The organism is Paracoccus gahaiensis, assembly GCF_005048225.1.
Classification (GTDB): domain Bacteria; phylum Pseudomonadota; class Alphaproteobacteria; order Rhodobacterales; family Rhodobacteraceae; genus Paracoccus; species Paracoccus gahaiensis.
The window spans coordinates 14392-40822 of record NZ_SUNI01000006.1; the positions used below are offsets into that span (position 1 = coordinate 14392).

The following is a 26431-nucleotide window of genomic DNA, read 5'->3' on the forward strand; positions in this document are numbered from 1 at the left end:
GGCGGGTCAGCCGCGCGCGGCCAGCATCCGGTCCAGATCCTCGGGGCGGATCAGCGCGTCCAGATCGACCCGCGCCCGCAGCCGCGCCAGCAGCAGATAGAGGCCCGCGATCTTGCGGTGCAGGAACAGGATCTCGGGCGGGGGCATCTCGGCCGGGGCGCGGGTGCGGGCCGCCTGCATGGCCGCATCGGCCACCTGCTGCGGGATGCCGCTGGAGGCCGGATCGAAGATCCCGCCCGCCCGCAGCGGCGCGAAGGCCACGTCCATCATGCCCAGAAGCATCTGCTGATGTGCCTCGGGCGTCTCGGGCCGGAAATAGCCGATGGCGATGGCGGCGTCGCGGATATCGGAGCGATCCCCCGACAGGGCGGCCCGCAGCAGCGCCAGATAGCGCGGTGCGACGGGGGCGGAAAACCCCCGCGTGGCGCCGAAATCCAGCAGCACGATGCGGCCCCCGTCGGGATGGCCGCCATCGGCCTGCCAGCGGTAATTGGCAAAGTTCGGATCGGTCTGCATAAGATCGAAGCGGAACAGCTCCTCGATGACCAGCCGGCCCAGGTTCTGGCCCGCACGGTCGCGGATCTCCTGCGGGGCCTCGGCCAGGGTCTCGATGGGGCGGCTCTCGATGAAATCCATCGCCAGCACGTCGGCCGTGCTGAACTGATCGTCAGGCACCGGCAGCAGGAACTCGTCGCGCCCCGCCAGATTGGCGGCATAGCGGCGCATCTGTTCGGCCTCGCGCAGATAGTCGGCCTCGGCATGCAGCTGCTCGCGCGCCTCGGTCATCAGCGCGGGCAGGTCGATGCCGGGGGGCAGCAGGCCCGGGATCCGCATCATCAGGCCCAGATTGGCGATGTCGCTGTCGATGCTGTCCCGGACGCCGGGATATTGCACCTTGATCGCCAGGTCGCGCCCGTCCTTGGTCTGCGCCCGATGCACCTGCCCGATCGAGGCCGCCGCGATGGGCCGCACCTGGAAGCGCGCGAAATGGCGCAGCCAGCCTGGCCCCCAGGCCGCGTCCAGCACCCGCTGCAGCTGCTTGGGCGGCATCGGGTCGGCATCGGCGCGCAGCCGCGACAGGATCTGCGTCAGCTCGGGCGGCAGCATGTCGCCGGCCTCCATCGAGACCAGCTGCCCCAGCTTCATCGCCGCCCCGCGCATCTGCGCCAGCTGCGCGGCCAGTCGCGCGGCATTGGCGGGGGTCAGGAACAGCTCCTGCGCATTGGGGCGCTGGCCGGTGGCCAGTTGCCGCGCGCCCTGCGCCAAGGCGCGCCCGCCGATGCCGCCCGCCAGACCGCCGATCCGCAGCATCCGCGTCAGCCGCCCCTGCGGGACGGCGCGGGGGGTGCGGTCGGGGGGATCGTCGCTCATGCGCGGGCCAGCAGATGCGCGGCCATCGCCCGGCCGCTGGCCCATCCGTGCTCGGCATCCGGCCCAAGCGCCCAGTCCCCGCCCGCCACCAGCCCGGCCGCATCGTCAGAGAGGAACGCCCGGCCAAGCGCCCGGTCCGTGCGCGCATAGAGCCAGCGATGCGCGGCGGCGTGGTGCAGATGTGCGGGATCGGCGCCCAGCTGGGCCAGAAGCAGCGGCGCCATCAGATCGGCCAGCTCGGCAAAGGGCAGGTCGATATGGGCCATGCTCCAGTCCGGATCGGCATGGGCGACCCACGGGACCAGCGGCAGGTCCGCACGACCGGGCTTGGCGCCGTCCTGCCAGATCTGATGCAGCGCGCCCTGGCCCTGCCGGTAGACGAAGGGGCGCGGCGCGGCGGTGTCCAGCCCCGCCATCAGCGTCACGCAGGCGTGATAGCGGACCCGCGCCAGATCCGCCGCGAAGGCGTGGTCCGCCCCCAGCAGGTCGCGGGCCTGCGGGGCGGGAATGGCGAGGACGACCAGATCGGCCTGATGCGCGATCCCCTCGCCGCCCAGATGCCAGAGGCCGTCCTGTCGGTTGAGCGCGGTGACCATCGCGCCCTGCCGCACATCCAGCCCCGCCGCCAGCGCCTTGGGCAGGGCCGACATGCCGGGCAGGCCGGTCATGGCGCCGACCTCGGGCCAGGGCGCGGCATGGCCCTGCACGGCCAGCTCGTCCAGAAAGGCGGCAAAGACCGGATCGCGGGCGGTCAGGCAGGGCGCGCCGTGATCGAAGCGCAGCCCGCCCTCGGCGCGGCGGGTGGCCAGCCGCCCACCCGGCCCGCGCCCCTTGTCGAACAGCGTGACGGACAGCCCCGCCTGCGCCAGAAGGCCGCCGCAGGTCAGCCCTGCCAGCCCCGCGCCGATGATGGCCACCCTGATGCGCTCGCCCATGTGCCGCTTCCTGTCGTGACTGCTGCGCCCATCAGTGCAGCCCCCGCCGCCGGGCCGCAAGGCGGCGTTTTGTCCGTCAGCGCAGATCCAGCCGTCCCATGAAGTCCAGAAACGCCGCCAGCGCCGCCGTGACCAGCTTGCGGCTGGAATAGACGATGTGGATGGGCACGCCCGGCAGCGCGTGATCGGTCAGCACGGCGACCAGCCGCCCCTCTGCCAGATCCTCGGCCACCTGGAACTCGGGGGTCAGCGCGATGCCCTTGCCGCTGACCGCCAATGCGCGCAGCAACTCGCCATTGTTGCTGGAGAATGTCGGCACGATCTTCTGATAGATCACCTCGCCGCCCTGCCGCATGGGCCAGGTGCCGGTGCCGGGCAGGTTGGTGTAATGCAGGCAATGATGGTCGCGCAGGTCGGCCGGACGTCGCGGCTGACCCATGCGGGCGATGTAATCGGGCGAGGCGACCAGCAGGATGCAGGCATCCTGCAGATGGCGGGCATGCAGGCTGCTGTCCTCCAGCCGGCCGATGCGGATCACCGCGTCGAAGCCGTCGCGCGACAGGTCGGCCCGGCTGTCGTCCAGCACCAGATCCAGCTGGATGTCGGGATACTCCTCCATGAAGCGCAGCAGATGCGGCTGGAAGACCCGCATCGTGTACTGCACCGGCACCCCCAGCCTGAGCGGCCCCGAGGGATGGGCCGAGGCCGCGCGCACCGCCTCGGTCGCGGCGTCCAGGCGGGCCAGCACCTCGATCAGCTCGGCGCAATAACCGTGGCCCGCCGCCGTGGGGGTCACCGCCCGGGTGGTCCGCGTCAGCAGGCGGGTGCCCAAATCCGCCTCCAGGTCCGAGATCATCTTGCTGGCCATGCTTTTCGAGATGCCCATCCGCCGGGCGGCGGCGGCAAAGCTGCCCTCGTCGACGATGGCCACGAACAGGCGCAGGCTCTTGATGTCCATGATCGGCCCCCCTGCCGGGACCGCGACATGCACAAGGGCCGCCGACCGGATGGTCGACGGCCCTCGGGCCCCGTCAGCGGGGCCGTCCGGTCGCAAGGATCAGTAGAAGCCGCGGCTGGAATTATCAATGCTCGCGGTGTCTTCGGTGGTGTTGATGCGGGTGATCGTCACCAGGTCGCTGGCGTTCAGGCCGGCCTGGCCCAACTCGCGCGAGGTCATCACGTCGCCGGCGGGAACCTGCACGGTCTCGGCAGCCTGGGTGGGGGCGCTGACCGAGGCGCGCTCGTGGTCATCGTTGCTGGTCGAGGCGAAGGCGCCGCCGGTGGCGAGGGTCAGGGCGGTCAGGGCAAACACAAAAGTTTTCATGGTCGTTTTTCCTTGGTTTTGGCAGTCGGCCGGTAAAGGTCGGGGCCGTTTCGATGACTGTCAGATAGTCCGCCCAAGGAGGCGCGATTAGACGCGAATTCGCGCGCTCTGTGTTCGATGAGGCAGGACAATCCGCGCGGATCGTCCTGCCGGGGGGAATTCACGCGGTGCAGACCTGCGCGATGCGGTCCAGGATCGCCTGCGGCTGGCCGTCCAGCGTCGCCCGCTGGCGCGGCCGCCCCTCCCATGCGCCCAGGGGGCCCTTGCGGTCCTCGGGGTTCATCAGGGTCAGGCCCAGGGCGATGCCCTCGGACAGTACCCGTACTTCGCCCGAGGTCAGCGTGAAGAGGTCGGGATCGGTCAGGAAGACCGCCGCCGTCGCGTCATGGACCAGCATCCCGTCATAGCCCGCCGCCTGGTAGAAACGCACATAGCCCTGCGACAGGTCGGTGACCAGCTGCATCCCCGGCCCCCCGCGCCGGCCCAGATCGTCCAGCGCGGCGCGGTCCATGAAGGTGCGCGTGGTCAGGTCCAAGGGCACCGCCACCACCGGCCAGGACGCGCCGAAAACGATGTCGGCGGCCAGCGGATCGCCCCAGATATTGGCCTCGGCCGCCGGGGTGATGTTGCCCGGCACGCGGAAGGCGCCGCCCATCAGCGTCACGTCGCGCACCAGCCCGGCGATCTCGGGCGCGATCTGCAGCGCGCGGGCCAGATTGGTCATCCGGCCCACCGCCAGGATGCGGATCTGGCCGGGATGGGCGCGGATCTGGTCGATCAGGAACTGCGCCGCCGTGTCGGGATCCTCGCTCGGCGCCATGTCGATCGGGTGGTCCCCCAGGCCGTTCTCGCCGTGGATATGCGTCGGGAAGTCCTCGCCCGGCATCCCGGGCGTCAGCGGCCCCGCCGCCCCCGCATGGACCGGCGCGTCGTGCCCCCAGGCCTCCAGCAGGAAGCGCGCGTTGCGGGTGGTGACCGCCACAGGCGCATTGCCGAAGACGGTGGTCACCCCCAGCAGCTCGATCTGCGGATGGCGGATCAGGTAATACAGCGCCAGCGCGTCGTCCACGCCCGGATCGGTGTCGAAGATCACCTTGTGACTGGTCATGTCGAATGTCCCCCGTTGTGATCGGCCCGGCATAGCGGGGTTTCGCGGCGGGTCAACTGCGCCGCGGCGCCGCGCCCCCGGGGCAACCGCGCGCAAACGAAGATCTTGCCTGACTGCGACAGCCATGCGACATCCGGTGAAACAGAGGTGTTCATGTCGCAGACCTTCCGCCAGCCCGAGATCCTGGACATCGCCCGGCGCGACGGCAAGGTGACGGTCGAGGGGCTGGCCGGGCATTTCGGCGTCACCCTGCAGACGATCCGCCGCGACCTGACCGAACTGGCCGAGACGGGCCGGCTGGAGCGCGTGCATGGCGGCGCGATCCTGCCCTCGGGCGTGGCCAATATCGGCTACGAGGAACGCCGCGCCCTGCATCTGGCCGCCAAGACCGCCATCGCGCGGGCCTGCGCCGCCGAGGTCCCCGACAAGGTCAGCCTGTTTCTCAACATCGGCACCAGCACCGAGGCGGTCGCGCGCGAGTTGCTGGGCCATCGCGAGATGCTGGTCGTCACCAACAACATGAACGTCGCCAACATCCTGGCCGCCAATCCCGATTGCGACGTGATCGTGACCGGCGGCAGCCTGCGCCGCGCGGATGGCGGGCTGGTGGGCACGCTGGCCGCCGAGACCATCCGGCAGTTCAAGTTCGATCTGGCGGTGATCGGCTGCTCGGCGCTGGACCGCGACGGCGACCTGCTGGATTTCGACATCCAGGAGGTCGGGGTCAGCCAGACCATCCTGCGCCAGTCGCGCCGCACCTTTCTGGTGGCCGACCATTCCAAGCTGGCCCGCAGCGCGCCCGCCCGGATCGGATCGCTGTCGGAGCTGGACGCGATCTTCACCGACCGCCCCCTGCCCGAGCCGCTGGCCCGGGCCTGCCGCGACTGGCAGACCCGCGTCGTGGTGGTCTGAGGACCTACAGCGCCGCCAGCCGGGCCGCCGTGTCGGGCATCCGCGCCAGGCTGGCCTCCAGACGCATCCGCCAGCGGGGGCCGCGGTCCAGTGCGTCCTCATAGGCCTCGGCCAGATCCTCGGGGCGGTCGCGGGCCAGCACCTCGATCAGGACGGCGGCCTGTGCGCGGTCCTTGGCCGATTTCATCCGGTCCTGCGCGCGGCGCCGCTCGGCCACGATCAGCTTGTGGATGGCGAAGCGCTCGGGGCGCGGGATCTGCACCAGCACGCCCGAGCGATAGGGGATCGCCGCCGGGATCGGGTCTGCGATCAGATAGTTCAGATGTCGCAGCGCCTGCGCCTGCACGCCAAGCGCGGGCAGGTCGCGCAGCCCCTCGGCGCCGAAGGCGGGGGTCAGGAACTCGACCAGCGCGGTGCCCGTCGTCTGACGCCAGCGCCAGGCGCGGCCCGGCTCCAGACTGGGGGCGGGGGCAAAGTCGAACTCGGCCAGCACCTGCGTGACCGGCGGCGCGGTCGCATCCTCCAGCGCCAGCGACAGGCGCTCGAAGCTGGCGATGTCCAGATCGTCGGTCTGCGCGGTCTGTTCCAGCGACAGGCGCAGGCTCAGCTCGCCCTCGTAGAGGCGGAAGGCATGGGTGCCCACGACCGTGCCGCCAAGCCGGAACACCCCCGCGCCAGCCAGCGCCGCCATCAGACTGCCGCTGGTCGGGTCCAGGCCCAGGAACCCCTCGGCCCGAAGCAGGCGCACCAGCCGCGCCCGGTCGCGGCGGCGCTGGCCCTCGGGGGCGCGGTCCTGGCGCAGGGCCTCCATCCGGGCGGCCATGTCGGGGCTGTCCTCGCCCAGATAGCGCTTGCGGACCTCGGTGCCGACGCGGAAGCTGTCATACCAGTAGCCGCGCCCGCCCCGCAGGACCCGCGTGGGCGTGCCGCGCAGGTCGCGCAGCCCCTCATCGCGCAGGGACCGCAGCAGGTCGTGATAGGCGGCATGGGCCAGGGCGGAATGGGATCGGGGCATGATGTTCAACAGTTTGGACGATTGTTGACTACACCCATGTTCAACAACCGGCAAGACTGTTGAACACGGACGCCCCCCGCTGGACATTCCCGTTCCGGTCGGCAAGGTCTGGTGCAGGGAGAGGGTCGTCCGCCACGGCCCCGGAGAAGGGGACAGGGCATGAGTTATCTGGGAATCGATCTGGGCACGTCGGGCCTGCGGGCGCTGCTGGTGGATGACGAGGGCCGCCCCCTTGGCGCCGCCGAGCGTCATTACGCGGTGGCCAACCCCGCCTCGGGCTGGTCCGAGCAGGACCCCGCCGACTGGATCGCGGCCTTCCGGGGCGCCGTGGCCGACCTGCGCGCGGCGCATCCCCAGTTCGCGGGCCTGCGCGGCATCGGGGTGGCGGGGCACATGCATGGCGCCACCGTGCTGGATGCCGCCGACCGCGTGCTGCGCCCCTGCATCCTGTGGAACGACACCCGCAGCCATGTTCAGGCGGCCGCCCTGGACGCCGATCCGCGCTTTCGCGACCTGACCGGCAATATCGTCTTTCCGGGCTTCACCGCGCCCAAGCTGGCCTGGATGGCGGCGCACGAGCCCGATCTGTTCGCCCGCGCCGCCCGGGTGCTGCTGCCCGCCGCCTATCTGAACCTGTGGCTGACCGGGGAGCATGTGGGCGATCTGTCGGATGCCTCGGGGACCGCTTGGCTGGACACCGGCGCGCGCGACTGGTCGGACGAGCTGCTGGCCGCCACGACCATGACCCGCACGCAGATGCCGCGCCTGGTCGAGGGGTCCGAGGCGGCAGGGCACCTGCGCGCCGATCTGGCTGCCGAATGGGGGCTGGACCATCCCGTCACCGTGGCCGGGGGGGCGGGCGACAATGCCGCCGCCGCCTGCGGGATCGGCGCGATGGCCGAGGGGGCGGGCTTCGTCTCGCTTGGCACCTCGGGGGTGCTGCTGGCGGCGCGCGACGGCTATGCGCCCGCGCCCGACACGGCGCTGCACAGCTTCTGCCATGCGGTGCCGGGGCGCTGGTACCAGATGGGGGTGATGCTGGCCGCGACCGACTGCCTGAACTGGCTGGGGCGGATCACCGGCACCAGCCCCGCCGCGCTGACCGCCGATCTGGGGCCGCTGCGGGCGCCGGGGCCGGTGCGCTTCCTGCCCTATCTGTCGGGCGAGCGGACGCCGCACAACGACCCCGCCATCCGGGGCAGCTTCACCGGACTGGCCAGCGCCACGGGCCGCGACGACCTGGCCCGCGCCGTGCTGGAGGGGGTGGCCTTCGGCCTGGCCGACAGCCTGGCCGCGCTGCAGGCGACGGGCGCCCATCCCACCCGGCTGATGGCCATCGGCGGCGGCGCGCGGTCGCGCACATGGCTGCAGATCATCGCCACCGCGCTGGACGTGACCCTGACCCTGCCCGAGGCCGGAGAGTTCGGCGCAGCCTTGGGCGCCGCCCGGCTCGGCATGGTCGCGGCAGGCGGGGGCAGCGTCGATCAGGTGATGACCGCCCCCGACATCACCGACGAGATCGCCCCCGATCCGGCCCTGCGCGGGGCCTTCGACGCGGCGCTGCAGGGGTTCCGCACCGCATATCCGGCCATCCGCGCGGTCCAGTAGGGCAGGCGGGGGCGAAAACCTGCCCGATCGGACATCTCACAGATAATTGCGCGCCACGGCGATGGCGACGGCCTGGGTGCGGCTTTTCGCGCCCAGCTTGCCGCAGGCCTTCAGGGCGCGCTGCTTGACCGTCGATTCCGCGATGCCCAGATGGCCTGCGGTCTCTATCTGCCCCAGCCCGTCGCGAAAGCAGCGCAGCACGTCCAGTTCCGCCGCCGTCAGCGCGGCGCGGTTCAGCACCATGTCGGTCCACAGGTGGAACCGGGCCGAGCAGCGCGCGATCTCGTCATCGGTGAACTCGCGCTCGGGATGGGACAGGGTGAGGAAGGACCGCTTTCCCGCCACCTTGCGGGAGATCGCCACCCCATAGTTCAGCCGGAACCGCTTGGCCGCGCGCATCACGCCGCGCAGGTCGGGGATGCGCACCTCGGACCAGCGGGCATGGCCGTCATGGGTCATCGTCCACATCGCGATCGGATCGCCGAAGAAGTAGTTGCGCTCTTCGTAGATCGCCCGCCAGGCGTCGGGATAGGCGTTGTGCAGATGCTCGGGGCCCTTGTAGGTCAGGTTGAACCCCATGATCCAGCCCGAGGGCGCCAGCGCGTGCATCTGCGCGATTTCATCGTCGAAATTGGGGATCAGATCGTTCAGCATCGCGCGCTCCTGCCATGTTCGGCCGACGATATGCCTTTTCGGACATACTGAAAAGGCAACCCTGTCGCTTTTCCCGCGACAGGGGGCCCGGCCGGTCGCAAAGCTCTCTCATTCCATCTTGCAAGGAGGAGATCGACAGCAATGGGAATTCGTGAACCGAAACTGGCGACCGCGGAATTCAGCCGCGACATGGTCGAGACGATGCTGACCTATTTCGACGCCTATGCCGAAGAGGGCGTCCTGAAGGTCGAGGTGACCAGCTGGGGGCTGTGGCTGCCCAACAAGACGACCGGGGGACGACAGTTCCTGGGCCTGGCGAAGCTGCCGGAAGGGTATCGGCAATGAAGGACACTCTCATGACGCATTCCACGTCCGATATTCATCCCGCGTCCGATATTCAGGTCGACACGATTATCCTTCCCCGCGACATGCACCGCTTCGATCTGGTCGCCAGCTTCTTCCGGCTGCGCAAGCAGATCTTCGTGGACCGCATGGCCTGGCCGCTGCACCACGCCGAAGGCATCGAATTCGAGCAATACGACACCTTCGACACCGTCTACGTGATCGCCCATCAGGACGGTCGCGCGGTCGGCGGCGCGCGGCTGAAGCGCACCGACTGTTCCTTCGGGGGCGGCACGGTGCGCTATTCCTACATGATCCGCGACGCGCATCTGGGACTGCTGCCGGGCATGCCCACCAACCTCTGCCACGGCGAGCCCCCGGTCGATCCGCAGGCCTGGGAGCTGACGCGCTTTGCCGCCCTGCCTTTGCCGGGCCTGGCCGAGCGCATCCTGGAGGCCTCGAACACCTATCTGCACCGGGTCGGCGCGTCGGACTGCCTGTTCTTGGGCCCGCCCGCCTTCCTCAGGATGGCCACGCGGCTTGGTTGGACGCCCCGGAAGATGGGCGATCTGGTCGGCAATGACGACGGCAAGTTCCTGGCCTTCGCCTGCGCCGTGCGGCAGCCCCAGATGGCCGCCTGAGCCGATGGCCGCCTAGCAGATGGACGCCTGGCCGGGGACATCCCCCGGCCGCGCGGCGTGCTGCTGCAGATCGCCCGCGCCAAGCCGAGCGCGGATCGCGCGTGACAGCGCGTCGATGCCGACCGTGACCAGCCCGGTTGCGGCGAGGATGACGACTGCGCGGTCCATGCGCAGCTCTCCGATCGCGTCGTCCAGATAGAAGCCCAGGGTGGCGATGCCCAGGATCCCCATGATCGCGGATTCGCGGATGATGATCTCCCACCGATAGAGGCACAGCGCCACGAAGGGCGCGAAGAGGCGCGGCGCCAGCTCCCACCCCCACAGCGTCAGCCCGCGCGGCGCATCGGGGCGCAGCGCAAGGCCCGTGGCCTGCCGCCCCAGCAGATGGCCGATGATGGCGCCGTTGTGCAGGCCCAGGGCCAGGATGGCGGGCAGCATGGACGGCCCCCAGACCTGCAGGAACAGATAGGCCAGCATGTATTCGGGAAAGGACCGCAGGATCACCAGCACCAGATGCCCCAGTGCCGCGCCCACGCGCCCGGTCACGCGCGGCACGATCAGCGCCTGCGCGGCGAAGGCCACGGCCCCCGCCAGCACCAGCGCCAGTTGCGCCACGATCAGCGTCGCGGCCAGCCCGGGCAGGATCGCGACCGTCGCCAGATCCCACAGCCACGGCAGCAGTGCCGCCGGATCGCCCTGCCGCAGCGGCGCGGGGACGATGTCGCTGGACAGGAACCGCCACAGCGCCCCCTGCGCCATCGGCGGCGAGGTGACGCTGCCCAGCATCACCCCCGCAAAGCCCAGCCAGAGGACCACCAGCCGGGGCCGCATCCAGACCCGCACGCCGGCGATCAGCGCGATATAGATCGCCATGACTGCGCCCGCCGCGCCGTAATCCCCCTGCCGGAAGAACGTGTCCAGCTGATAGCCAAGCGTCGGCAGCCCGACGAAGCCCAGCACCGCCGAGGACCGCAGCCCGCATTCCAGCCGGTAGAGCGCATAGGTCGCCATCTCGGGCACAGCCAGCGGCGCGCGGGCCCAGAGAAACCGCGTCAAGGGATCGACCCGCGGACCCAGCCACAGGCCGGGGCGGGGATCGGCCTCGTCCAGGATCTCGGACAGGACCTTGGCGAAGATGCCCGCATAGGGCAGCGCGATGGCCAGGACGCCCGTCCAGACGCTGATGCCCAGCACCTGCAGCAGCAGCAGCGCCCAGAACAGCTCGTGCACGGACCGCAGCGCGATGGCCAGCCAGCGCACGGGCCTGAGGCGATAGAAGGGCGCCAGCACCAGCCCCGCCGCGCCGCCAAGCGCCACCCCCGCCACGGCGAAGGCCACGGTCAGGGCGACGGCGCGGGCGATCTGCTCGATGGCGCTGAAATCGGGGGACAGGAAACCCTGCCCCATCCGCGCCAGCGCGGCCCAGGGATCGTGCCCCGCCACGGCCAAATCGGCCAGCGGCAGGCACAGAAGGGCCAGCAAAACGAACCCCGCCACAACGCCGGGGCGTGACAGGCGGGGGGACCGCGACAGGCGCGGGCGCACGGGCCTAGCCATAAAGCGCCTCGATCCGCGTCGCATCCAGATCGCCCACCGGCAGATCGAAGAGGAACCGCCCCTGCCGCAGCCCGATGACGCGGGTGGCGAAGGCGCGGGCGATGGCCACGTCATGCAGCGCCAGGATCGCGGTCGGAAAGGCCGCGCGCAGCACCTCGGCCAGCGCCCCGGACTGGCGGGGATCGACGGCGGAGAGGGGCTCGTCGCCCAGGATCAGCTCGCCACCCCGGTGCAGGGCGCGGGCCAGCGCCACGCGCTGCTTCTGCCCGCCCGACAGCCCCTCGACGGCGCGGTCGGCCTCGGGCGTCAGGCCGACGCGGGCCAGATCGGCCAGCGCCGCCGCCCGGTCGGGGGCCGAGGGCCGGACCAGCGTCCGCAGGTTGCGCCAGGCGCCGTGATCGTCCAGCCGCCCCATCAGGACGTTGCGCAGCGCGCTCAGCTGCGGGACCAGCGCCGCGTCCTGCGGCACCAGCGCGACCCGCAGCCCGCGCGCCTGCGCGGCGCCATGCAGCGCCGACAGCAGCGTCGACTTGCCCGACCCGCTGCGACCCAGCAGCGCCACCCGCTCGCCGGGCGCGACATGCAGTCGCACATCGGCCAGCACGGGGGCGCCGCCATAGCCCAGATCGGCCCCGTCGAGACGCAGCATGGAAGGCCTACTCCAGCAGGTCCAGCTGGCGGCCGACCTCTTCGATGGGGGCGTAATCGTCGTTCGTGGCGGCGATGAAGGCGTTGCGGGGGAAGGCCGCCAGCAGGTCGGGATCGTCCATGCCGATCAGCGCCGCCTGCACGCGGTCGGCAAACCCCTCGCCCCACCGGTCGTCCACGTCGCCGCGGATGGTCCAGTTGTAATCGGGATAGGGCGGCGTCTGCCAGATGACCTTGGCCGTCTCGACCTCGGGGGCGCCGTCGGCCACGGCCTGATCATAGACCGTGAAGTTCAGCGCCCCCACCTGCCAGGCGCCCGAGGCGACCAGCCGCAGCGTCTGGCTGTGATCGCCCGAAAAGCCCACGCGGTCGAAGAAGTCCTCGGGCGCCGCGCCGGTATTCTCGCGGATGGCGAACTCGGGCATCAGCCGCCCCGAGGTCGAGGTCTTGGCCCCGAAGGTGAAGGACAGGCCACGCGTGGCCTCGGGGAAATCCTCGGATCGTTCCAGCCCCGTATCCGTATGGGCGATGAAATAGCTGACGAAACTGGTGTCCTCGTCGCCCTGCGCGATGGCGCGGGCGCCCGGCACGACCAGCCGCGCCTGCACGCCCGACAGCCCGCCGAACCAGGCCAGCTGCACCTGGTCGTTGCGGAAGGCGGTGACCGCGGCCGGGTAGGATTTCACCGGCACGAACTGCACCGGCACGTCCAACTCCTCGGACAGGTATTCGGCGACCGCGCCGAAACGCTCGGCCAGGCGCGTCTCGTCCTCGTCGGGGATGGCCGAGAAATAGAGCGTGTCTTGGGCATGGGCCATGCCGGCCAGCAAGAGGCCGGCGGCGAGGATCGGGGCAGTCAGGCGCAAGGTCATGGAGGGGGAGCCTTTCGAAGGAACGCAACGGAGGGGGGATGAGGACCGGCGGGCCCCGCCTTGCGGGCCGCGCGCCATGTCGTCAAGCCCCCGCGGATCGCGGCGCACCTTGCGGCCCGAGCGCCCCCGGCGCATCGGCTTGCGGCCCCTGTCTAGCCCGGCGTCCCGCCCCGCCGCAAGACGCCCCGTGACGGCGCCCCCCTGACCGCCCCTCGCGCGCGCGGGCGCGCGTCCACGCGCACGGGCGTGACTTGACACGAGCGGTTCAGCGGCGGACGATAGGCGCGTACCTATCTATGACAGACAGGCAAGAGGGAGGTCCCCATGAATATCGACCTTTCGCGCCGCGGCTTTCTGAGGCTTGCGGGTGCGGGGGTTGCGGCAACGTCGCTTGGAGCCATGGGCTTCGGCAGCGCCGAGGCAGCAGAGGCCGCGCAGGTGCGCGCCTACAAGCTGGCCACGACGACGGAAACACGCAACACCTGCCCCTATTGCTCGGTCGCCTGCGGGATCATCATGTATTCGCGCGGCGACGTGAAGGCCGGCGAGACCGCCGAGCTGATGCATATCGAGGGCGATGCCGATCACCCGACGAACCGCGGAACGCTGTGCCCCAAGGGCGCGGCGCTGAAGGATTTCGTCCATGCGCCCACGCGCCTGACCCACCCGCGCATCCGCCGCGCGGGCAGCGACCAGTTCGAGGAGATTTCTTGGGACGAGGCGCTGGACAAGATCGCCCGCGAGCTGAAGGACGACCGCGACGCCAACTTCATCGCCACGAACGATGAGGGCACGCCGGTCAACCGCTGGACGACGGCCGGCTTCCTGGCGGCGTCCGCCACCACCAACGAAACCGCATGGCTGACCTACAAGACGGTCCGGTCCATGGGGATTGTGGGATTCGACAATCAGGCGCGAGTCTGACACGGCCCGACGGTGTCCAGTTTGGGCCCGACATTTGGCCGTGGAGCGATGACCAATCCATGGACTGACATCAAGAACACCGACCTGGTGATCGTGATGGGCGGAAACGCCGCCGAAGCGCATCCCTGCGGCTTCAAATGGGTGACCGAGGCCAAGGCGCATCGCGGCGCCAAGCTGGTCGTGGTCGATCCGCGCTATACCCGCACCGCCTCGGTGGCGGATTACTATGCGCCCATCCGTCCGGGCAGCGACATCGCCTTCCTGATGGGAGCGATCCGCTGGTGCATGGAAAACGACAAGGTGCAGTGGGATTATGTCCGCGACTACACCAACGCCTCCTTCCTGGTGCGCGAGGATTTCGGCTGGCAGGACGGGCTTTTCAGCGGCTATGACGAGGAAAAGCGCGATTTCGACAAGGAAAGCTGGGATTACCAGATCGGCGATGACGGCTTCGCGCTGACCGACCCGACGCTGGAGAACCCGCGCTGCGTCTGGCAGATGCTGAAGAAGCATGTCGATGTCTACACGCCCGAATTCGTGGAAAACATCACCGGCACGCCGCGGGACAAGTTCCTCGACATCTGCGGGATGATCGGCGAATGCTCGGCGGTCGACAAGACCATGACCTCGATGTACGCGCTTGGCTGGACCCAGCATTCCAAGGGCGCGCAGAACATCCGCGGCATGGCGATGCTGCAGCTGATCCTGGGCAATATCGGCGTCCGGGGTGGGGGCATGAACGCGCTGCGCGGGCATTCCAACATCCAAGGGTTGACCGATATCGGCCTGATGTCGAACCTGATCCCGGGCTATCTGAACATCCCCACGGAATCCGAGGTCGATTGGCAGACCTATCTGTCCACCCGCAGCTTCACGCCGCTGCGGCCCGGCCAGACCAGCTACTGGCAGAACTATCCCACCTTCATGGTCAGCTTCCTCAAGGCCATGTGGGGCGATGCCGCCACCGAGGAAAACGATTGGGCCTTCGACTATCTGCCCAAGCTGGATGTCCCGGCCTATGACATCCTGCGCATGTTCGAGCTGATGAACAACGACCGGGTGAACCTGTACTTCTGCCAGGGCTTCAACCCGCTCCTGTCCATCCCCAATCGGGAAAAGGTCACCACGGGCCTGTCCAAGCTGAAGATGCTGGTCGTGATGGACCCCCTGTCCACCGAGACCTCGCATTTCTGGCAGAACCACGGCGCGCATAACGACGTGGACACGGCCTCGATCCAGACCGAGGTGCTGGAGCTGCCCACGACCTGCTTCGCCGAGGACGAGGGCGCGCTGGTCAATTCGGGCCGCTGGCTGCAATGGCACTGGCCGGGCGCGACGCCTCCGGGCGAGGCCAAGCACGACACCTGGATCATGGCGCAGATCTGGACGCGGGTGCGCGAGCTGTATCGGACCGAAGGCGGCGCCTTCCCCGATCCGATCGTGAACCTGTCCTGGGACTATGCCGATCCCGGCGAGCCGCATCCGTCCGAACTGGCGCGCGAGATGAACGGCCGCGCGCTGAGCGACGTGACCGACCCGGCGACGGGCGCGGTGATCGTGCAGGCGGGCCAGCAGGTGTCCGGGTTCGGGCAGCTGCGCGGCGACGGCTCGACCATGGCAGGCTGCTGGATCTATGCCGGCAGCTGGACCGAAGAGGGCAACATGATGGCGCGGCGGGACAATTCCGATCCCGACGACGTGGGCATGTACCTGAACTGGGCCTTTGCCTGGCCGGCCAACCGGCGCGTGCTGTACAACCGTGCCTCGGCGGATCTTCAGGGCCAGCCCTGGGACGCGACGCGGCCCTTGGTGCAATGGGACGGCGAGCGTTGGGGCGGCTACGATGTCCCCGACATCGCGCCCACGGCCAACCCCTCCGAGGTCGGCCCCTTCATCATGAACCAGGAAGGGGTCTCGCGGCTCTTCACCCGGGGCATGATGCGCGACGGGCCCTTCCCGACGCATATGGAGCCCTTCGAAAGCCCGATGGCCAACGTGTTCAACCCGCGCATGCGCGGCAACCCGGTGGCCCGGATCTTCGAATCCGACGTGGCGCGGCTTGGCGGCAGCGACGAATTCCCCTTCGTCGCGACGTCCTACCGCCTGACCGAGCATTTCCACTACTGGACCAAGCACAACCCGGTGAACGCCGCGTTGCAGCCCGAGTTCTTCGTGGAGATCAGCGAGGAGCTGGCGGCCGAGCGCGGCATCACCAAGGGCGGTCGCGTCCGGGTCTGGGGGGCGCGGGGCCAGGTCTGGGCCAAGGCCGTGGTGACCAAGCGGATCAAGCCCATGACCTGCGACGGCAAGACCGTCCATGTGGTGGGCATTCCGCTGCATTGGGGCTTCATGGGCGCCGCGAAGAAAGGCTGGGGGCCCAACAGCCTGACGCCCTTCGTCGGTGACGCCAACACGGACACGCCGGAATTCAAGGCGTTCCTTGTCAACATCGAACCCGCCGCAGAGGAGCCGGTCGCATGAACGATATGGCCAACAGCCCGACCACGGCGGTCTCGAACCCGCCCGTGCAGCCGACCGAGGCCTATTTCAATGCGGGCGACATCGTCCGCATCTCGGCCACCCGGAACGTGCCGCAACCCGACCGCCAGCTGGAAAAGCTGGCCAAGCTGATCGATGTGTCCAAATGCATCGGCTGCAAGGCCTGCCAGTCCGCCTGCGTGGAATGGAACGACACGCATCCCGAGATCGAGGAGAACGTGGGGGTCTATGAGAACCCCCACGACCTGACGCCGAACATGTTCACCCTGATGCGCTTTGCGGAATGGGAGAACCCGGCGACGAACGATCTGGAATGGCTGATCCGCAAGGACGGCTGCATGCATTGCGAGGATCCGGGCTGCCTCAAGGCCTGCCCGGCCCCCGGCGCCATCGTGCAGTATTCCAACGGGATCGTCGATTTCGTGAAGGACAACTGCATCGGCTGCGGCTATTGCGTCACCGGCTGTCCCTTCGACATCCCGCGCATCAGCCAGGTCGATCATAAAAGCTACAAGTGCACGCTCTGTTCGGACCGCGTCGCGGTGGGCCAGGGCCCGGCCTGTGCCAAGGCCTGCCCCACGCAGGCCATCGTCTTCGGCACCAAGGCCGACATGCAGGCCCATGCCGAAACGCGGATCGAGGATCTGAAGTCGCGCGGCTACGAGAACGCGGGCCTCTACGACCCCGCGGGCGTCGGCGGCACGCATGTGATGTATGTGCTGCATCATGCCGACAAGCCGGGCATCTACAACGAGCTGCCCGAGAACCCCCGCATCTCGCCCATCGTCGAGGGCTGGAAGGGCGTCACCAAGACCGCCGGTCTGGCCGTCATCGGTCTGGCGGCGGTGGGGGCCACGCTGCACGGCCTGTTCTCGCGCGGCAACGAGGTCGAGGAGCATGACACCGAGGCCGCCAAGACGCTGGTGGTCGAAGGCCGCGACCCCGACGAGGATCCGCACAAGGGGGGGCCCGCCTGATGGCGCACCGCCCCTATTATTCGGAACGTGGCGACCGGATCGAAAGCCGTGCCCCGGTCGAGGTGAGCCGCTATCGCGGCTTCACCCGCGCCAACCACTGGGTCACGGCTTTCTGCCTGATCGCGCTGGCCCTGTCGGGGCTGGCGCTGTTCGACCCGGCGCTGTACTTCCTGACCGCCCTCTTCGGCGGCGGGCAGATCACCCGCTGGATCCACCCGATCATCGGCGTGGTGCTGTTCGTCAGCTTCGCCCTGATGTTCATCCAGCTGTGGCGCCTGAACATGCCCAAGCCCGAGGACACGACCTGGGTCACCAAGATCGGCGACGTGGTCAAGGGCAACGAGGACAACCTGCCGGAACTGGGCAAGTACAATGCCGGGCAGAAGTTCGTCTTCTGGGGCATGACCGGGCTGATCGTCGTGCTGATCGTCTCGGGCGTGCTGATCTGGCAGCAGGTCGTCGGCCATCTGGTCAGCGTGCCGGTGCGCCGCGTGGCGGTGCTGGTCCATGCGCTGGCCGCGGTGGCGATCATCCTGGTGTTCATCATGCATGTCTATGCCGCCATCTGGACGCGCGGCACGCTGCGGGCGATGACCCGGGGCACGGTGACCGGCGGATGGGCCTGGCGCCATCACCGCAAATGGCTGCGAGAGATCGCCAGCCGCGACACGAAAGGCCCGGCAGAGTAATCTGCCGGCCACAACCGCCGACTGCACCCCCAAGGACCATCCCTGTGGCCGGTCGGCCCGGAGACCTTCATGACCCGCTTTCCCCAACCCGACCCCTCCGCGATCGGCGGCGTGCCCACCGCGCCCCTGGCCTTCCTGCCCGATCCCGCGCGGCTGTTTTCGACCCGCGCCAAGCGGCTGGACTTCCTGGCCGGGCACAGCGCCAATCTGGGGCCTTGGCTTGCCTTCCTGGGCAGGCTGTCGGACCTGCAGGCGCGCCTCGCCCGCGACCTGCCCCCCGCCACCCCCCTGTCCCCCGACCGCGTGCGGCTGGCCCGCGAAAGCCGCATGCCGCCACTGGACCGTCGGGCCGAGGCCACCGATCCGCAGCTGCACGACATCCTCGACCGCGTGCTGACGGCGGCGGCGGAATTGGAGATGCCCGACCCCGCCCGGATGGCGCTGCTGGCGGTGACCTCGGCCCCGCTGGCCGACCGGCACTGGCTGCTGGAGAACATCCTGTCCGACACCGTCCCCGAGGACAGCGTCGCCCCGCATCTGTTCGCGGCGCTGGCGGTGCAGCTGCACATGGCGCGGCGCGCCGCGACGCTGGAGGCGCGCCAGCTGGTCCCGATCCGCACCGGGGTCTGCCCCGCCTGCGGGGGGCGGCCCGCGACCTCCTCGGTCATCGGGGTGGGTGATCTGGACGGCGTCCGCTATGCCGCCTGCGCCTGCTGCCAGACGCAATGGAACGAGGTCCGGCTGACCTGCCTCTGCTGCGGATCGACCGCCGCCATCAGCTATCGCAGCGTCGAGACGACCGAGGCGACCGTCCGCGCCGAGGTCTGCGGGGATTGCGATTCCTGGGTCAAGATCCTCTACCAGAACAAGAACCACAGCCTTGAACCCGTGGCCGACGACGTGGCCAGCCTGGGCCTCGATCTGATGATGAAGGATACCGGCCTTCGGCGCGGGGGCGTGAACCCCTTCCTGACCGGGTTCTGATGTCGGGCTTTCGCGCGCTGCCCGCCGTCGACCAGCTGCTGGCCGCCCTGCCCGCGCTGGTCGAGGATCATGGCCGTCAGGCCGTGACGCAGGCCGCGCGCGCCCGGCTGGATGCGGCCCGCACGGCCATCCGCGAGGGCGCCGACGGCGCCACCGAGGCCGCGCGCCTGCCGCATCTGCTGGCCGCCGATCTGGCGGGGCAGGCCGCGACCCGGCTGCGCCCGATCCTGAACCTGACCGGCACCGTCCTGCACACCAATCTGGGCCGCGCGATCCTGGCGGACGAGGCGATCGCGGCGGCCAGCGCCGCCATGGCCGCGCCGCTGGCGCTGGAATACGACCTGACCACCGGAGCGCGGGGCCAGCGCGACGACCACCTGCGCGGCCTTCTGTGCGAGCTGACGGGGGCCGAGGACGCCACCATCGTCAACAACAACGCCGCCGCCGTGCTGATCGCGCTGAACACCTTCGGGCTGGGGCGCGACAGCCTCGTCTCGCGCGGCGAGCTGATCGAGATCGGCGGCGCCTTCCGCATGCCCGACATCATGGCCCGCGCGGGCACCCATCTGGTCGAGGTCGGCACCACGAACCGCACCCATCCCCGCGACTATGTCGAGGCGATCACCGACCGCACCGGCCTGATCCTCAAGGTCCATACCTCGAACTACCGCATCGACGGCTTCACGGCCGAGGTCGCCGCCCCCGATCTGGCGGCGCTGGCCCGCGATGCGGGCGTCATCATGATGAACGATCTGGGCGCCGGGTCGCTGGTCGATCTGTCCCGATGGGGGCTGCGCCGCGAACCCACCGTGGCCGAGGCGGTGGCCGAGGGCGCCGACCTCATCACCTTCTCGGGCGACAAGCTGCTGGGCGGGCCGCAGGCGGGCTTCATCCTGGGCCGCCGCGACCTGATCGCCCAGATCAACAGGAACCCCATGAAGCGCGCCCTGCGGCTGGACAAGATCCGCATCGCGGCGCTGGAGGCGACGCTGCGCCTCTATCGCGACCCGGACCGGCTGGACCGGCGCCTGCCGGTGCTGCGGATGCTGTCGCGGCCGCAGGCGGACATCGCCGCGCAGGCCGCCCGGCTGGCCCCGCAGGTCGCGGCGCTGCTGCCCGATCACGCGGTGACGGTGACGGACTGCGCCAGCCAGATCGGCTCGGGCTCGCTGCCGACCGACACGATCCCCTCGGCGGGGCTGCGGATCACCGGGGCGGGGGGCGATGCGCCCGACCGGCTGGCCGCACGGCTGCGCGCCCTGCCCCGCCCGGTGCTGGGCCATATCCATGCGGGCGCGCTGATCCTGGACCTGCGCTGCCTCGGCGCCGATGGCGACCTGCTGGACGCGCTGGCGCCATGATCGTCGGCACCGCAGGCCATATCGACCACGGCAAGACCGCGCTGGTGAAGGCGCTGACCGGCACCGATGCCGACCGCCTGGCCGAGGAGAAGGCGCGCGGCATCACCATCGACCTGGGCTTTGCCTATGCCGATCTGGGGGGCGGCGCGGTCACCGGCTTCGTCGACGTGCCGGGCCACGAGCGGCTGATCCACACCATGCTGGCGGGCGCGGGCGGGATCGATCTGGCGCTGCTGGTCGTGGCCTGCGACGACGGCGTGATGCCGCAGACGCGCGAGCATCTGGCGATCCTGGACCTGCTGGGCCTGCCGCGCGGGCTGGTCGCGCTGACCAAGGCCGATCTGGCGGACGACGCGCGGCGCGCCGAGGTCACCGCCCAGATTCGCGAGACGCTGGCGGGCAGCGCGCTGGCCGATGCGCCCATCCTGCCCGTCTCGACCGTCACCGGCGAGGGGATCGAGGCCCTGCGCGCCGCCCTTCTGGCGGCCGAGGCCGACACCACCGCCCGCGCGGCCCATGGTCCCTTCCGGCTGGCGGTGGATCGCAGCTTCACCCTGCAGGGCGCGGGCACGGTCGTCACCGGCACCGTGCTGACGGGCCGCATCGCGGTGGGCGATGCGGTCACCGTCAGCCCCTCGGGCATCACCGCCCGCGTCCGCGCCATCCACGCCCAGAACCGCCCCGCGACCGAAGGCCTGGCCGGCCAGCGCTGCGCCCTCAATCTGGCCGGAGAGGACGTGACCAAGGACGCGCTTCATCGCGGCGACATCGTCCTGACGCCTTCGCTGCACGCCCCCACCGCCCGCATCGACGCCCGCCTGACCGTGCTGGCCGGCGAGCCCAAGCCCATCGGCACCTGGTTCCCTGCCCGCCTGCACAGCCACGCGACCGAGGTCGGCGCCCGCATCGTGCCACTTGGCGACCCCATCGCGCCGGGCGAGGCCGGACCGGTCCAGATCGTGCTGGACCGCCCCATCGCCGCGGCCATCGGCGACCGCTTCATTTTGCGCGACGTCTCGGCCAGCCGCACCATCGGCGGGGGCCGCTTCCTGGACCTGCGCCCCCCCGCCCGCAAGCGCCGCACGCCGGAACGCCTGGCCCTGATAAGCGCCGCCCGCGCGCCGGATCCCCTGTCCGCCCTGCTGGCCATCGCGCCCCAGGACATGACCGTCTTCGCCCGCGACCGCAGCCTGTCGCCGGATCAGGCGCAGGCCGCGCTGGCAGCGGCGGGCGGCACGACCGTCGCGAGCCTCGCCCTGTCGCCCGCCCATCTGGAGACGCTGCGCGCGGGCATCACCGACCAGCTGACGCAGTTCCACGAGGCCAATCCCGACCTGCCGGGCTTGGGGCGCGAACGCCTGCGCCTGGCGCTGACCCCGCGCCTGCCCAAGGACGCCTTCCTCGCGCTGCTGCGCATCGAATCCGAGGCGGGCCGCATCGTCCCGGATGGCGCCTTCCTGCGCCTGCCCGGCCACGAGGTCCGCCTGTCACCCGAGGACGAGGCGATCTGGGACCGCATCCGTCCCGCCCTGCTGGGCGATCTACGCTATCGCCCGCCCCGGGTCCGCGACTTCGCCACCGAGTTCGGCGCGGACGAAAAGGACATCCGCCGCATCCTGCGCCTGACCCAGAAGCTGGGCCGCACCGACCAGATCGCCCATGACCACTTCTTCGCCCGCGAGGTCACCGCCGCCATGGTCGCCATCCTGCGCGACGTGGCGGCCAAGACCGAGGATGGCTGGTTCACCGCCCCCCTGTTCCGCGACCGGGTGCAGAACGGCCGCAAGGTCGCCATCGAGATCCTGGATTTCTTCGACCGCCACGGCGTCACCCTGCGCAGGGGCGACCTGCGCCGCCTGAACCCGCACCGGCTGGACCTATTCGGAGAGGCTTAGGCCCCCCTGCTCCACCACCGCCTCCATCGCCACATGGCTGGAGGTTGCATGCACATGCGGCAGCACGGAAATCCGCTCGGCCATGATCCGGCGATAGTCCGCCATGTCGCGCGACCGCACCTTCAGCAGGTAATCGAACCCCCCCGCGATCATGTAGCATTCCTCGACCTCGGGCACGGCGCGGATGGCCGTGTTGAACGCCTCCAATGCTTTCTGGCGGGTGTCGGTCACGCGCACCTCGACATAGGTCACATGGGTCAGGCCAAGCCGCACCGGCGACAGGATCGCGCGATAGCCGGTGATCAGCCCGGCCTCTTCCAGCTGGCGGATGCGCAGGGCGACGGGGGTCTTCGACAGCCCCACCTTGCGCGCCAGCTCCGTCACCGGGATGCGGGCATTGGCCAGCAGCTCGGCCAGGATGCGGCGGTTGATCGGATCCAGCAGGTCGGTCATGTCGAAGCGCCATCATTTGGGACATCCGCCTGCATCCTGCCCCAAGATTGGTCACAACGTCCAGTCGTGCCGCGCTATCCTGCCTGCACAACCAAGGGGGCCCGCCATGCACGATCTCGATTCGACCGCCAAGTTCCAGCCCGAAGGCCCCCTTCTGGACCGCCTGATCGGGGAGGCCGGGCTGGCCCCCGACATCCGCGCCCGCATCAGCGCGCGCGCCGCCACCCTGATCCGCCGCATCCGCAGCGACTCGAAGCCCACGATGATGGAGCTGATGCTGGCCGAATACGGCCTTTCCACCCGCGAGGGCGTGGCGCTGATGTGCCTGGCCGAGGCGATGCTGCGCGTTCCCGACCGCGCCACCATCGACGCGCTGATCGAGGACAAGATCGCACCGTCCGATTGGGGCCGCCATCTGGGCGACAGCTCCTCCAGCATGGTCAATGCCTCGACCTGGGCCCTGATGCTGACGGGTCGGGTGCTGGACGACAACCAGCCGGGCCTGGCGGGCACGCTGCGCGGCGCGATCCGACGGCTTGGAGAGCCGGTGATCCGCACCGCCGTCACCCGCGCCATGCGCGAGATGGGGCGGCAGTTCGTCTTGGGCCAGACCATCGACGCCGCGCTGGACCGCGCCAAGGGGCAGGAGGCCAAGGGCTATACCTACAGCTACGACATGCTGGGCGAGGCGGCGATGACCGCCCATGACGCCGACCGCTATGCGCAGGAATACCGCAAGGCGATCGCCGCCATCGCGGGCGCCTGCACCCATGGCTCGGTGGCGAAGAACCCCGGCATCTCGATCAAGCTGTCGGCGCTGCACCCCCGCTACGAGGTGGCGCAGGAGGCCCGCGTGATGGCCGAGCTGGTCCCCGTGGTCCGCGACCTGGCCCGTCAGGCGAAAGCCGCGAACATGGGCCTGAACATCGACGCCGAGGAGCAGGACCGCCTGGCCCTGTCGCTGAAGGTGATCGCCGCCGTGCTGCCCGACCCCGAGCTGGCCGGATGGGACGGCTTCGGCGTCGTCGTGCAGGCCTATGGCAAGCGCGCCGGGGCGATGATCGACGCGCTGCACGCGCTGGCCCGCCAGCACGACCGCCGCATCATGCTGCGCCTGGTCAAGGGTGCCTATTGGGACACCGAGATGAAACGCGCCCAGGTCGAGGGGCTGCCCGACTTCCCGCTCTTCACCTCGAAGACGGCGACCGATGTCAGCTATGTCGCGCTGGCGAAGAAGCTGCTGGGAATGACCGACCGCATCTATCCGCAATTCGCCACCCACAACGCCCATTCGGTTGCCGCCGTCCTGGAACTGGCCGGCAATCTGGGCGGTGCCGCGCCCTTCGAGTTCCAGCGCCTGCACGGCATGGGCGAACGCCTGCACGACATCGTGCTGAAGGACAGCCGCACCGCCTGCCGCATCTACGCACCCGTGGGCGCGCATCAGGACCTGCTGGCCTATCTGGTCCGCCGCCTTCTGGAAAACGGCGCCAATTCCAGCTTCGTCAACCAGATCGTCGATGACGAGGTCTCCCCCGAAGAGATCGCCCGCGATCCCTTCGACGCCCTGGCCGAGGCCCATGCCCCTGAGGCCCTCCTCGCCCCCCACGCCCTCTACGGCGCGGGCCGCACCAATTCCCAAGGCTTCGACCTGACCGCCGAAGACACCCTGCACACCATCTTCACCGCCCGCGACACCCGCCCCGAAGACGCCGCGCCCCTCCTTCATCTTGGCGAAAATATCCCGGGGGGCCCGGGGGGCTGGCCCCCCGGCGATGCTACCACGCAACCGATTACCAACCCCGCCACCGGCGAACCGATCGCCCAGGTCACGAACGCCGACGACACCACCGTCGCCCAGGCCATCACGAATGCCCGCCCCTGGACCGCCCCCGCGCCCGCGCGCGCCGCGATCCTGCGCCGCGCCGCCGATCTCTACGAGGCCGAGTTCGGCCCGATCTTCGGCATCCTCACGCGCGAGGCCGGCAAGACGCTGAACGACGCGGTGGCGGAACTGCGCGAGGCGGTGGACTTCCTGCGCTACTATGCCGGCCAGGGCGAGGGCGACACGCGCGCCCCGCGCGGGATCATCGCCGCGATCAGCCCGTGGAACTTCCCGCTGGCGATCTTCACCGGCCAGATCGCCGCCGCGCTGATGGCCGGCAATGCCGTGCTGGCCAAGCCCGCAGAGCAGACCCCGCTGATCGCCGCCCATGCCGTGCGCCTGCTGCACCGCGCGGGCGTGCCGACCCATGCCCTGCAACTGCTGCCCGGAGAGGGCGGCACGGTCGGCGCGGCCCTGACCCGCGATGCGCGCATCAATGGCGTGGTCTTCACCGGCGGCACCGACACCGCGCGGCTCATCGCCGCCAGCATGGCCGATCACATGGCGCCCGGCACGCCGCTGATCGCCGAAACCGGCGGCCTCAACGCGATGATCGTCGACAGCACCGCCCTGCCCGAACAGGCGGTGCGCGACATCATGGCCTCCAGCTTCCGCTCGGCCGGCCAGCGCTGCTCGGCGCTGCGTTGCCTCTATGTGCAGGAGGACGTGGCCCCGCATCTGATCGACATGATCAAGGGCGCGATGGATCAGCTGCGTGTGGGCGATCCCTGGGATCTGGCCACCGATGTCGGCCCGGTGATCGATGCCGAGGCGAAGGCCGGCATCCTCGACTATCTCGCCGCCCGCCAGGACCGCCTCCTGCACCGGATCGCCGCGCCCGAGACCGGCCATTTCGTCCCCCCCACCCTGCTGCGCGTTGCGGGCATCGAGGATCTGGATCACGAGATCTTCGGCCCCGTCCTGCATGTCGCGACCTACAAGGCCCGTGATCTGGACAAGGTCGTCGCGGCCATCAACGCGCGCGGCTACGGGCTGACCTTCGGCCTGCACACCCGCATCGACAGCCGCGTGCAGGAGGTGACGCAGGCCATCCATGCCGGCAATCTCTACGTGAACCGCAACCAGGTCGGCGCCACGGTCGGCAGCCAGCCCTTCGGCGGCGAGGGGCTGTCGGGCACCGGCCCCAAGGCGGGCGGGCCGCTCTATCTACCGCGCTTTCTGGCGCCCGAGGCGCCGCAACCCGGCACCGCCTGGACCACGACCGACAGCGCCCCGCGTCTGACCAAGGCGCTGACCGCCCCCCCGCCGGCCCCCGCGCCGACCGAGATGCTGATGCCCGGCCCCACCGGAGAGCTGAACCGCCTGCAAACCCTGTCGCGCGGCCCCATCCTCTGCCTCGGCCCCGGCCCTGCGGCAGTGGCGGCACAGATGGCGGCGGTGACGCGGGGCCAAGGACAGGCGGTCGGCGCCGAAGGCTCCCTCGCCCCCGACGAGATCGCGGCCCTGCCGGATCTGGCGGGCGTCCTCTGGTGGGGCGACGCGGCCACCGGCCGCGCGCTGGCGCAGGCGCTGGCCGCACGTCCCGGCCCGCTGGTGGCGCTGATCACCGCCCTGCCCGACCGCGCGCATCTGTGCCACGAGCGGCATCTCTGCGTCGACACCACCGCCGCCGGGGGCAATGCCGCGCTTCTGGCCGGCTGAGCCCGGCCCGCCCGCGTCACACCGCCACCCCGGCAGGGCTGCCCCCGTCCACGGCTGCCCTTGTCATCACAGCGCCCCCGGTCCATCAACAGGACCGGGGGCGCATGCGTTCTTG

The 26431-nt window shown here is 70.1% G+C and carries 23 protein-coding genes; 12 read left to right on the forward strand and 11 right to left on the reverse strand.

The window, feature by feature from the left end; translation table 11 throughout:
* Positions 1-6: 6 nt before the first annotated feature.
* From FA743_RS08875 to FA743_RS08895, 5 genes are all read right to left on the reverse strand, one after another.
* Entirely contained in the window at positions 7-1371 is a 1365-nt protein-coding gene (locus tag FA743_RS08875) for an ABC1 kinase family protein (protein ID WP_136885727.1), read from the reverse strand.
* The gene (locus tag FA743_RS08880) at positions 1368-2306 is read right to left on the reverse strand and encodes an NAD(P)/FAD-dependent oxidoreductase (RefSeq protein WP_136885729.1); all 939 of its coding nucleotides are present in this window, start codon (positions 2304-2306) and stop codon (positions 1368-1370) included. The genes FA743_RS08875 and FA743_RS08880 overlap by 4 nt, the downstream gene beginning before the upstream one ends.
* A 76-nt stretch (positions 2307-2382) precedes the next feature.
* Positions 2383-3264, reverse strand: a complete 882-nt coding sequence (locus tag FA743_RS08885; protein WP_136885731.1) for a LysR family transcriptional regulator — start codon at positions 3262-3264, stop codon at positions 2383-2385.
* A gap of 99 nt (positions 3265-3363) precedes the next feature.
* Positions 3364-3630, reverse strand: coding sequence for a hypothetical protein (locus FA743_RS08890; protein ID WP_136885733.1), 267 nt, complete (start codon positions 3628-3630; stop codon positions 3364-3366).
* 160 nt (positions 3631-3790) lie between these two features.
* Positions 3791-4738, reverse strand: coding sequence for a nucleoside hydrolase (locus FA743_RS08895; protein WP_136885735.1), 948 nt, complete (start codon positions 4736-4738; stop codon positions 3791-3793).
* A gap of 153 nt (positions 4739-4891) precedes the next feature.
* On the opposite strand from FA743_RS08895, the gene FA743_RS08900 reads away from it, so the two are divergent.
* Entirely contained in the window at positions 4892-5650 is a 759-nt protein-coding gene (locus FA743_RS08900; protein WP_136885737.1) for a DeoR/GlpR family DNA-binding transcription regulator, read from the forward strand.
* Between the two features lie 4 nt (positions 5651-5654).
* On the opposite strand, the gene FA743_RS08905 is transcribed toward FA743_RS08900, so the two are convergent.
* On the reverse strand, positions 5655-6665 hold the full coding sequence (locus FA743_RS08905; RefSeq protein WP_136885739.1) for a nucleotidyltransferase family protein: 1011 nt from the start codon (positions 6663-6665) through the stop codon (positions 5655-5657).
* A 159-nt stretch (positions 6666-6824) separates the two neighbouring features.
* Here FA743_RS08905 and xylB point away from each other — a divergent pair, with 159 nt between their 5' ends.
* Complete coding sequence (gene xylB / locus FA743_RS08910) at positions 6825-8273, forward strand: xylulokinase (RefSeq protein WP_136885741.1); 1449 nt, start codon at positions 6825-6827, stop codon at positions 8271-8273.
* A gap of 36 nt (positions 8274-8309) precedes the next feature.
* On the opposite strand, the gene FA743_RS08915 is transcribed toward xylB, so the two are convergent.
* The gene (locus tag FA743_RS08915) at positions 8310-8927 is read right to left on the reverse strand and encodes a helix-turn-helix transcriptional regulator (protein WP_136885743.1); all 618 of its coding nucleotides are present in this window, start codon (positions 8925-8927) and stop codon (positions 8310-8312) included.
* A 141-nt stretch (positions 8928-9068) separates the two neighbouring features.
* On the opposite strand from FA743_RS08915, the gene FA743_RS08920 reads away from it, so the two are divergent.
* Both FA743_RS08920 and FA743_RS08925 read left to right on the forward strand, forming a co-directional pair.
* The gene (locus FA743_RS08920) at positions 9069-9272 is read left to right on the forward strand and encodes a hypothetical protein (protein ID WP_136885745.1); all 204 of its coding nucleotides are present in this window, start codon (positions 9069-9071) and stop codon (positions 9270-9272) included.
* Between the two features lie 11 nt (positions 9273-9283).
* A complete protein-coding gene (locus FA743_RS08925; RefSeq protein ID WP_169308824.1) occupies positions 9284-9910 on the forward strand; it encodes an acyl-homoserine-lactone synthase in 627 nt (208 codons plus the stop codon).
* Between the two features lie 12 nt (positions 9911-9922).
* Here the strand turns inward: FA743_RS08925 and FA743_RS08930 are convergent, their stop codons facing one another.
* From FA743_RS08930 to FA743_RS08940, 3 genes are read right to left on the reverse strand one after another with little or no spacing between them, the layout of a single operon-like run.
* Positions 9923-11467, reverse strand: a complete 1545-nt coding sequence (locus FA743_RS08930; protein WP_136885749.1) for a PhnE/PtxC family ABC transporter permease — start codon at positions 11465-11467, stop codon at positions 9923-9925.
* The gene (locus FA743_RS08935) at positions 11460-12116 is read right to left on the reverse strand and encodes an ATP-binding cassette domain-containing protein (RefSeq protein ID WP_136885751.1); all 657 of its coding nucleotides are present in this window, start codon (positions 12114-12116) and stop codon (positions 11460-11462) included. Before FA743_RS08935 ends, FA743_RS08930 begins: the two co-directional genes overlap by 8 nt.
* A gap of 7 nt (positions 12117-12123) precedes the next feature.
* Positions 12124-12987: a putative selenate ABC transporter substrate-binding protein gene (locus FA743_RS08940; RefSeq protein ID WP_136885753.1), complete on the reverse strand. Its 864-nt coding sequence runs from the start codon at positions 12985-12987 to the stop codon at positions 12124-12126.
* 324 nt (positions 12988-13311) lie between these two features.
* On the opposite strand from FA743_RS08940, the gene FA743_RS20990 reads away from it, so the two are divergent.
* The 7 genes from FA743_RS20990 (at position 13312) to selB (ending at position 22316) form a co-directional block, all read left to right on the forward strand.
* Positions 13312-13911 carry a molybdopterin-dependent oxidoreductase gene (locus FA743_RS20990; protein WP_211242222.1) on the forward strand — a complete coding sequence of 200 codons (600 nt, stop codon included), beginning with the start codon at positions 13312-13314 and terminating at the stop codon, positions 13909-13911.
* 12 nt (positions 13912-13923) lie between these two features.
* Positions 13924-16392, forward strand: a complete 2469-nt coding sequence (gene fdnG, locus FA743_RS08945) for a formate dehydrogenase-N subunit alpha (protein ID WP_211242223.1) — start codon at positions 13924-13926, stop codon at positions 16390-16392.
* The gene (gene fdxH / locus FA743_RS08950) at positions 16389-17387 is read left to right on the forward strand and encodes a formate dehydrogenase subunit beta (RefSeq protein ID WP_211242224.1); all 999 of its coding nucleotides are present in this window, start codon (positions 16389-16391) and stop codon (positions 17385-17387) included. Before fdnG ends, fdxH begins: the two co-directional genes overlap by 4 nt.
* Positions 17387-18076: a formate dehydrogenase subunit gamma gene (locus tag FA743_RS08955; protein WP_136885757.1), complete on the forward strand. Its 690-nt coding sequence runs from the start codon at positions 17387-17389 to the stop codon at positions 18074-18076. The genes fdxH and FA743_RS08955 overlap by 1 nt, the downstream gene beginning before the upstream one ends.
* 69 nt (positions 18077-18145) lie before the next feature.
* Positions 18146-19060, forward strand: coding sequence for a formate dehydrogenase accessory protein FdhE (gene fdhE, locus FA743_RS08960; protein WP_136885759.1), 915 nt, complete (start codon positions 18146-18148; stop codon positions 19058-19060).
* Positions 19060-20421 (forward strand): L-seryl-tRNA(Sec) selenium transferase, encoded by a 1362-nt coding sequence (gene selA, locus FA743_RS08965; RefSeq protein ID WP_136885761.1) that lies wholly within the window; start codon positions 19060-19062, stop codon positions 20419-20421. Before fdhE ends, selA begins: the two co-directional genes overlap by 1 nt.
* The gene (selB, locus tag FA743_RS08970; RefSeq protein ID WP_136885763.1) at positions 20418-22316 is read left to right on the forward strand and encodes a selenocysteine-specific translation elongation factor; all 1899 of its coding nucleotides are present in this window, start codon (positions 20418-20420) and stop codon (positions 22314-22316) included. The genes selA and selB overlap by 4 nt, the downstream gene beginning before the upstream one ends.
* On the opposite strand, the gene FA743_RS08975 is transcribed toward selB, so the two are convergent.
* Positions 22299-22769, reverse strand: a complete 471-nt coding sequence (locus FA743_RS08975) for an Lrp/AsnC family transcriptional regulator (RefSeq protein WP_136885765.1) — start codon at positions 22767-22769, stop codon at positions 22299-22301. The two genes, selB and FA743_RS08975, sit on opposite strands and share 18 nt — an antisense overlap.
* Before the next feature lie 106 nt (positions 22770-22875).
* On the opposite strand from FA743_RS08975, the gene putA reads away from it, so the two are divergent.
* Positions 22876-26316, forward strand: a complete 3441-nt coding sequence (putA, locus tag FA743_RS08980; RefSeq protein WP_136885767.1) for a bifunctional proline dehydrogenase/L-glutamate gamma-semialdehyde dehydrogenase PutA — start codon at positions 22876-22878, stop codon at positions 26314-26316.
* Positions 26317-26431 lie beyond the last annotated feature (115 nt).

Bases quoted from the DNA above. Each gene is read 5' to 3' on its own strand.
- FA743_RS08875 (WP_136885727.1), bottom strand. From the start codon at position 1,371: ATGAGCGACGATCCCCCCGACCGCACCCCCCGCGCCGTCCCGCAGGGG.
- FA743_RS08880 (WP_136885729.1), bottom strand. From the start codon at position 2,306: ATGGGCGAGCGCATCAGGGTGGCCATCATCGGCGCGGGGCTGGCAGGG.
- FA743_RS08885 (WP_136885731.1), bottom strand. From the start codon at position 3,264: ATGGACATCAAGAGCCTGCGCCTGTTCGTGGCCATCGTCGACGAGGGC.
- FA743_RS08890 (WP_136885733.1), bottom strand. From the start codon at position 3,630: ATGAAAACTTTTGTGTTTGCCCTGACCGCCCTGACCCTCGCCACCGGC.
- FA743_RS08895 (WP_136885735.1), bottom strand. From the start codon at position 4,738: ATGACCAGTCACAAGGTGATCTTCGACACCGATCCGGGCGTGGACGAC.
- FA743_RS08900 (WP_136885737.1), top strand. From the start codon at position 4,892: ATGTCGCAGACCTTCCGCCAGCCCGAGATCCTGGACATCGCCCGGCGC.
- FA743_RS08905 (WP_136885739.1), bottom strand. From the start codon at position 6,665: ATGCCCCGATCCCATTCCGCCCTGGCCCATGCCGCCTATCACGACCTG.
- xylB (WP_136885741.1), top strand. From the start codon at position 6,825: ATGAGTTATCTGGGAATCGATCTGGGCACGTCGGGCCTGCGGGCGCTG.
- FA743_RS08915 (WP_136885743.1), bottom strand. From the start codon at position 8,927: ATGCTGAACGATCTGATCCCCAATTTCGACGATGAAATCGCGCAGATG.
- FA743_RS08920 (WP_136885745.1), top strand. From the start codon at position 9,069: ATGGGAATTCGTGAACCGAAACTGGCGACCGCGGAATTCAGCCGCGAC.
- FA743_RS08925 (WP_169308824.1), top strand. From the start codon at position 9,284: ATGACGCATTCCACGTCCGATATTCATCCCGCGTCCGATATTCAGGTC.
- FA743_RS08930 (WP_136885749.1), bottom strand. From the start codon at position 11,467: ATGGCTAGGCCCGTGCGCCCGCGCCTGTCGCGGTCCCCCCGCCTGTCA.
- FA743_RS08935 (WP_136885751.1), bottom strand. From the start codon at position 12,116: ATGCTGCGTCTCGACGGGGCCGATCTGGGCTATGGCGGCGCCCCCGTG.
- FA743_RS08940 (WP_136885753.1), bottom strand. From the start codon at position 12,987: ATGACCTTGCGCCTGACTGCCCCGATCCTCGCCGCCGGCCTCTTGCTG.
- FA743_RS20990 (WP_211242222.1), top strand. From the start codon at position 13,312: ATGAATATCGACCTTTCGCGCCGCGGCTTTCTGAGGCTTGCGGGTGCG.
- fdxH (WP_211242224.1), top strand. From the start codon at position 16,389: ATGAACGATATGGCCAACAGCCCGACCACGGCGGTCTCGAACCCGCCC.
- FA743_RS08955 (WP_136885757.1), top strand. From the start codon at position 17,387: ATGGCGCACCGCCCCTATTATTCGGAACGTGGCGACCGGATCGAAAGC.
- fdhE (WP_136885759.1), top strand. From the start codon at position 18,146: ATGACCCGCTTTCCCCAACCCGACCCCTCCGCGATCGGCGGCGTGCCC.
- selA (WP_136885761.1), top strand. From the start codon at position 19,060: ATGTCGGGCTTTCGCGCGCTGCCCGCCGTCGACCAGCTGCTGGCCGCC.
- selB (WP_136885763.1), top strand. From the start codon at position 20,418: ATGATCGTCGGCACCGCAGGCCATATCGACCACGGCAAGACCGCGCTG.
- FA743_RS08975 (WP_136885765.1), bottom strand. From the start codon at position 22,769: ATGACCGACCTGCTGGATCCGATCAACCGCCGCATCCTGGCCGAGCTG.
- putA (WP_136885767.1), top strand. From the start codon at position 22,876: ATGCACGATCTCGATTCGACCGCCAAGTTCCAGCCCGAAGGCCCCCTT.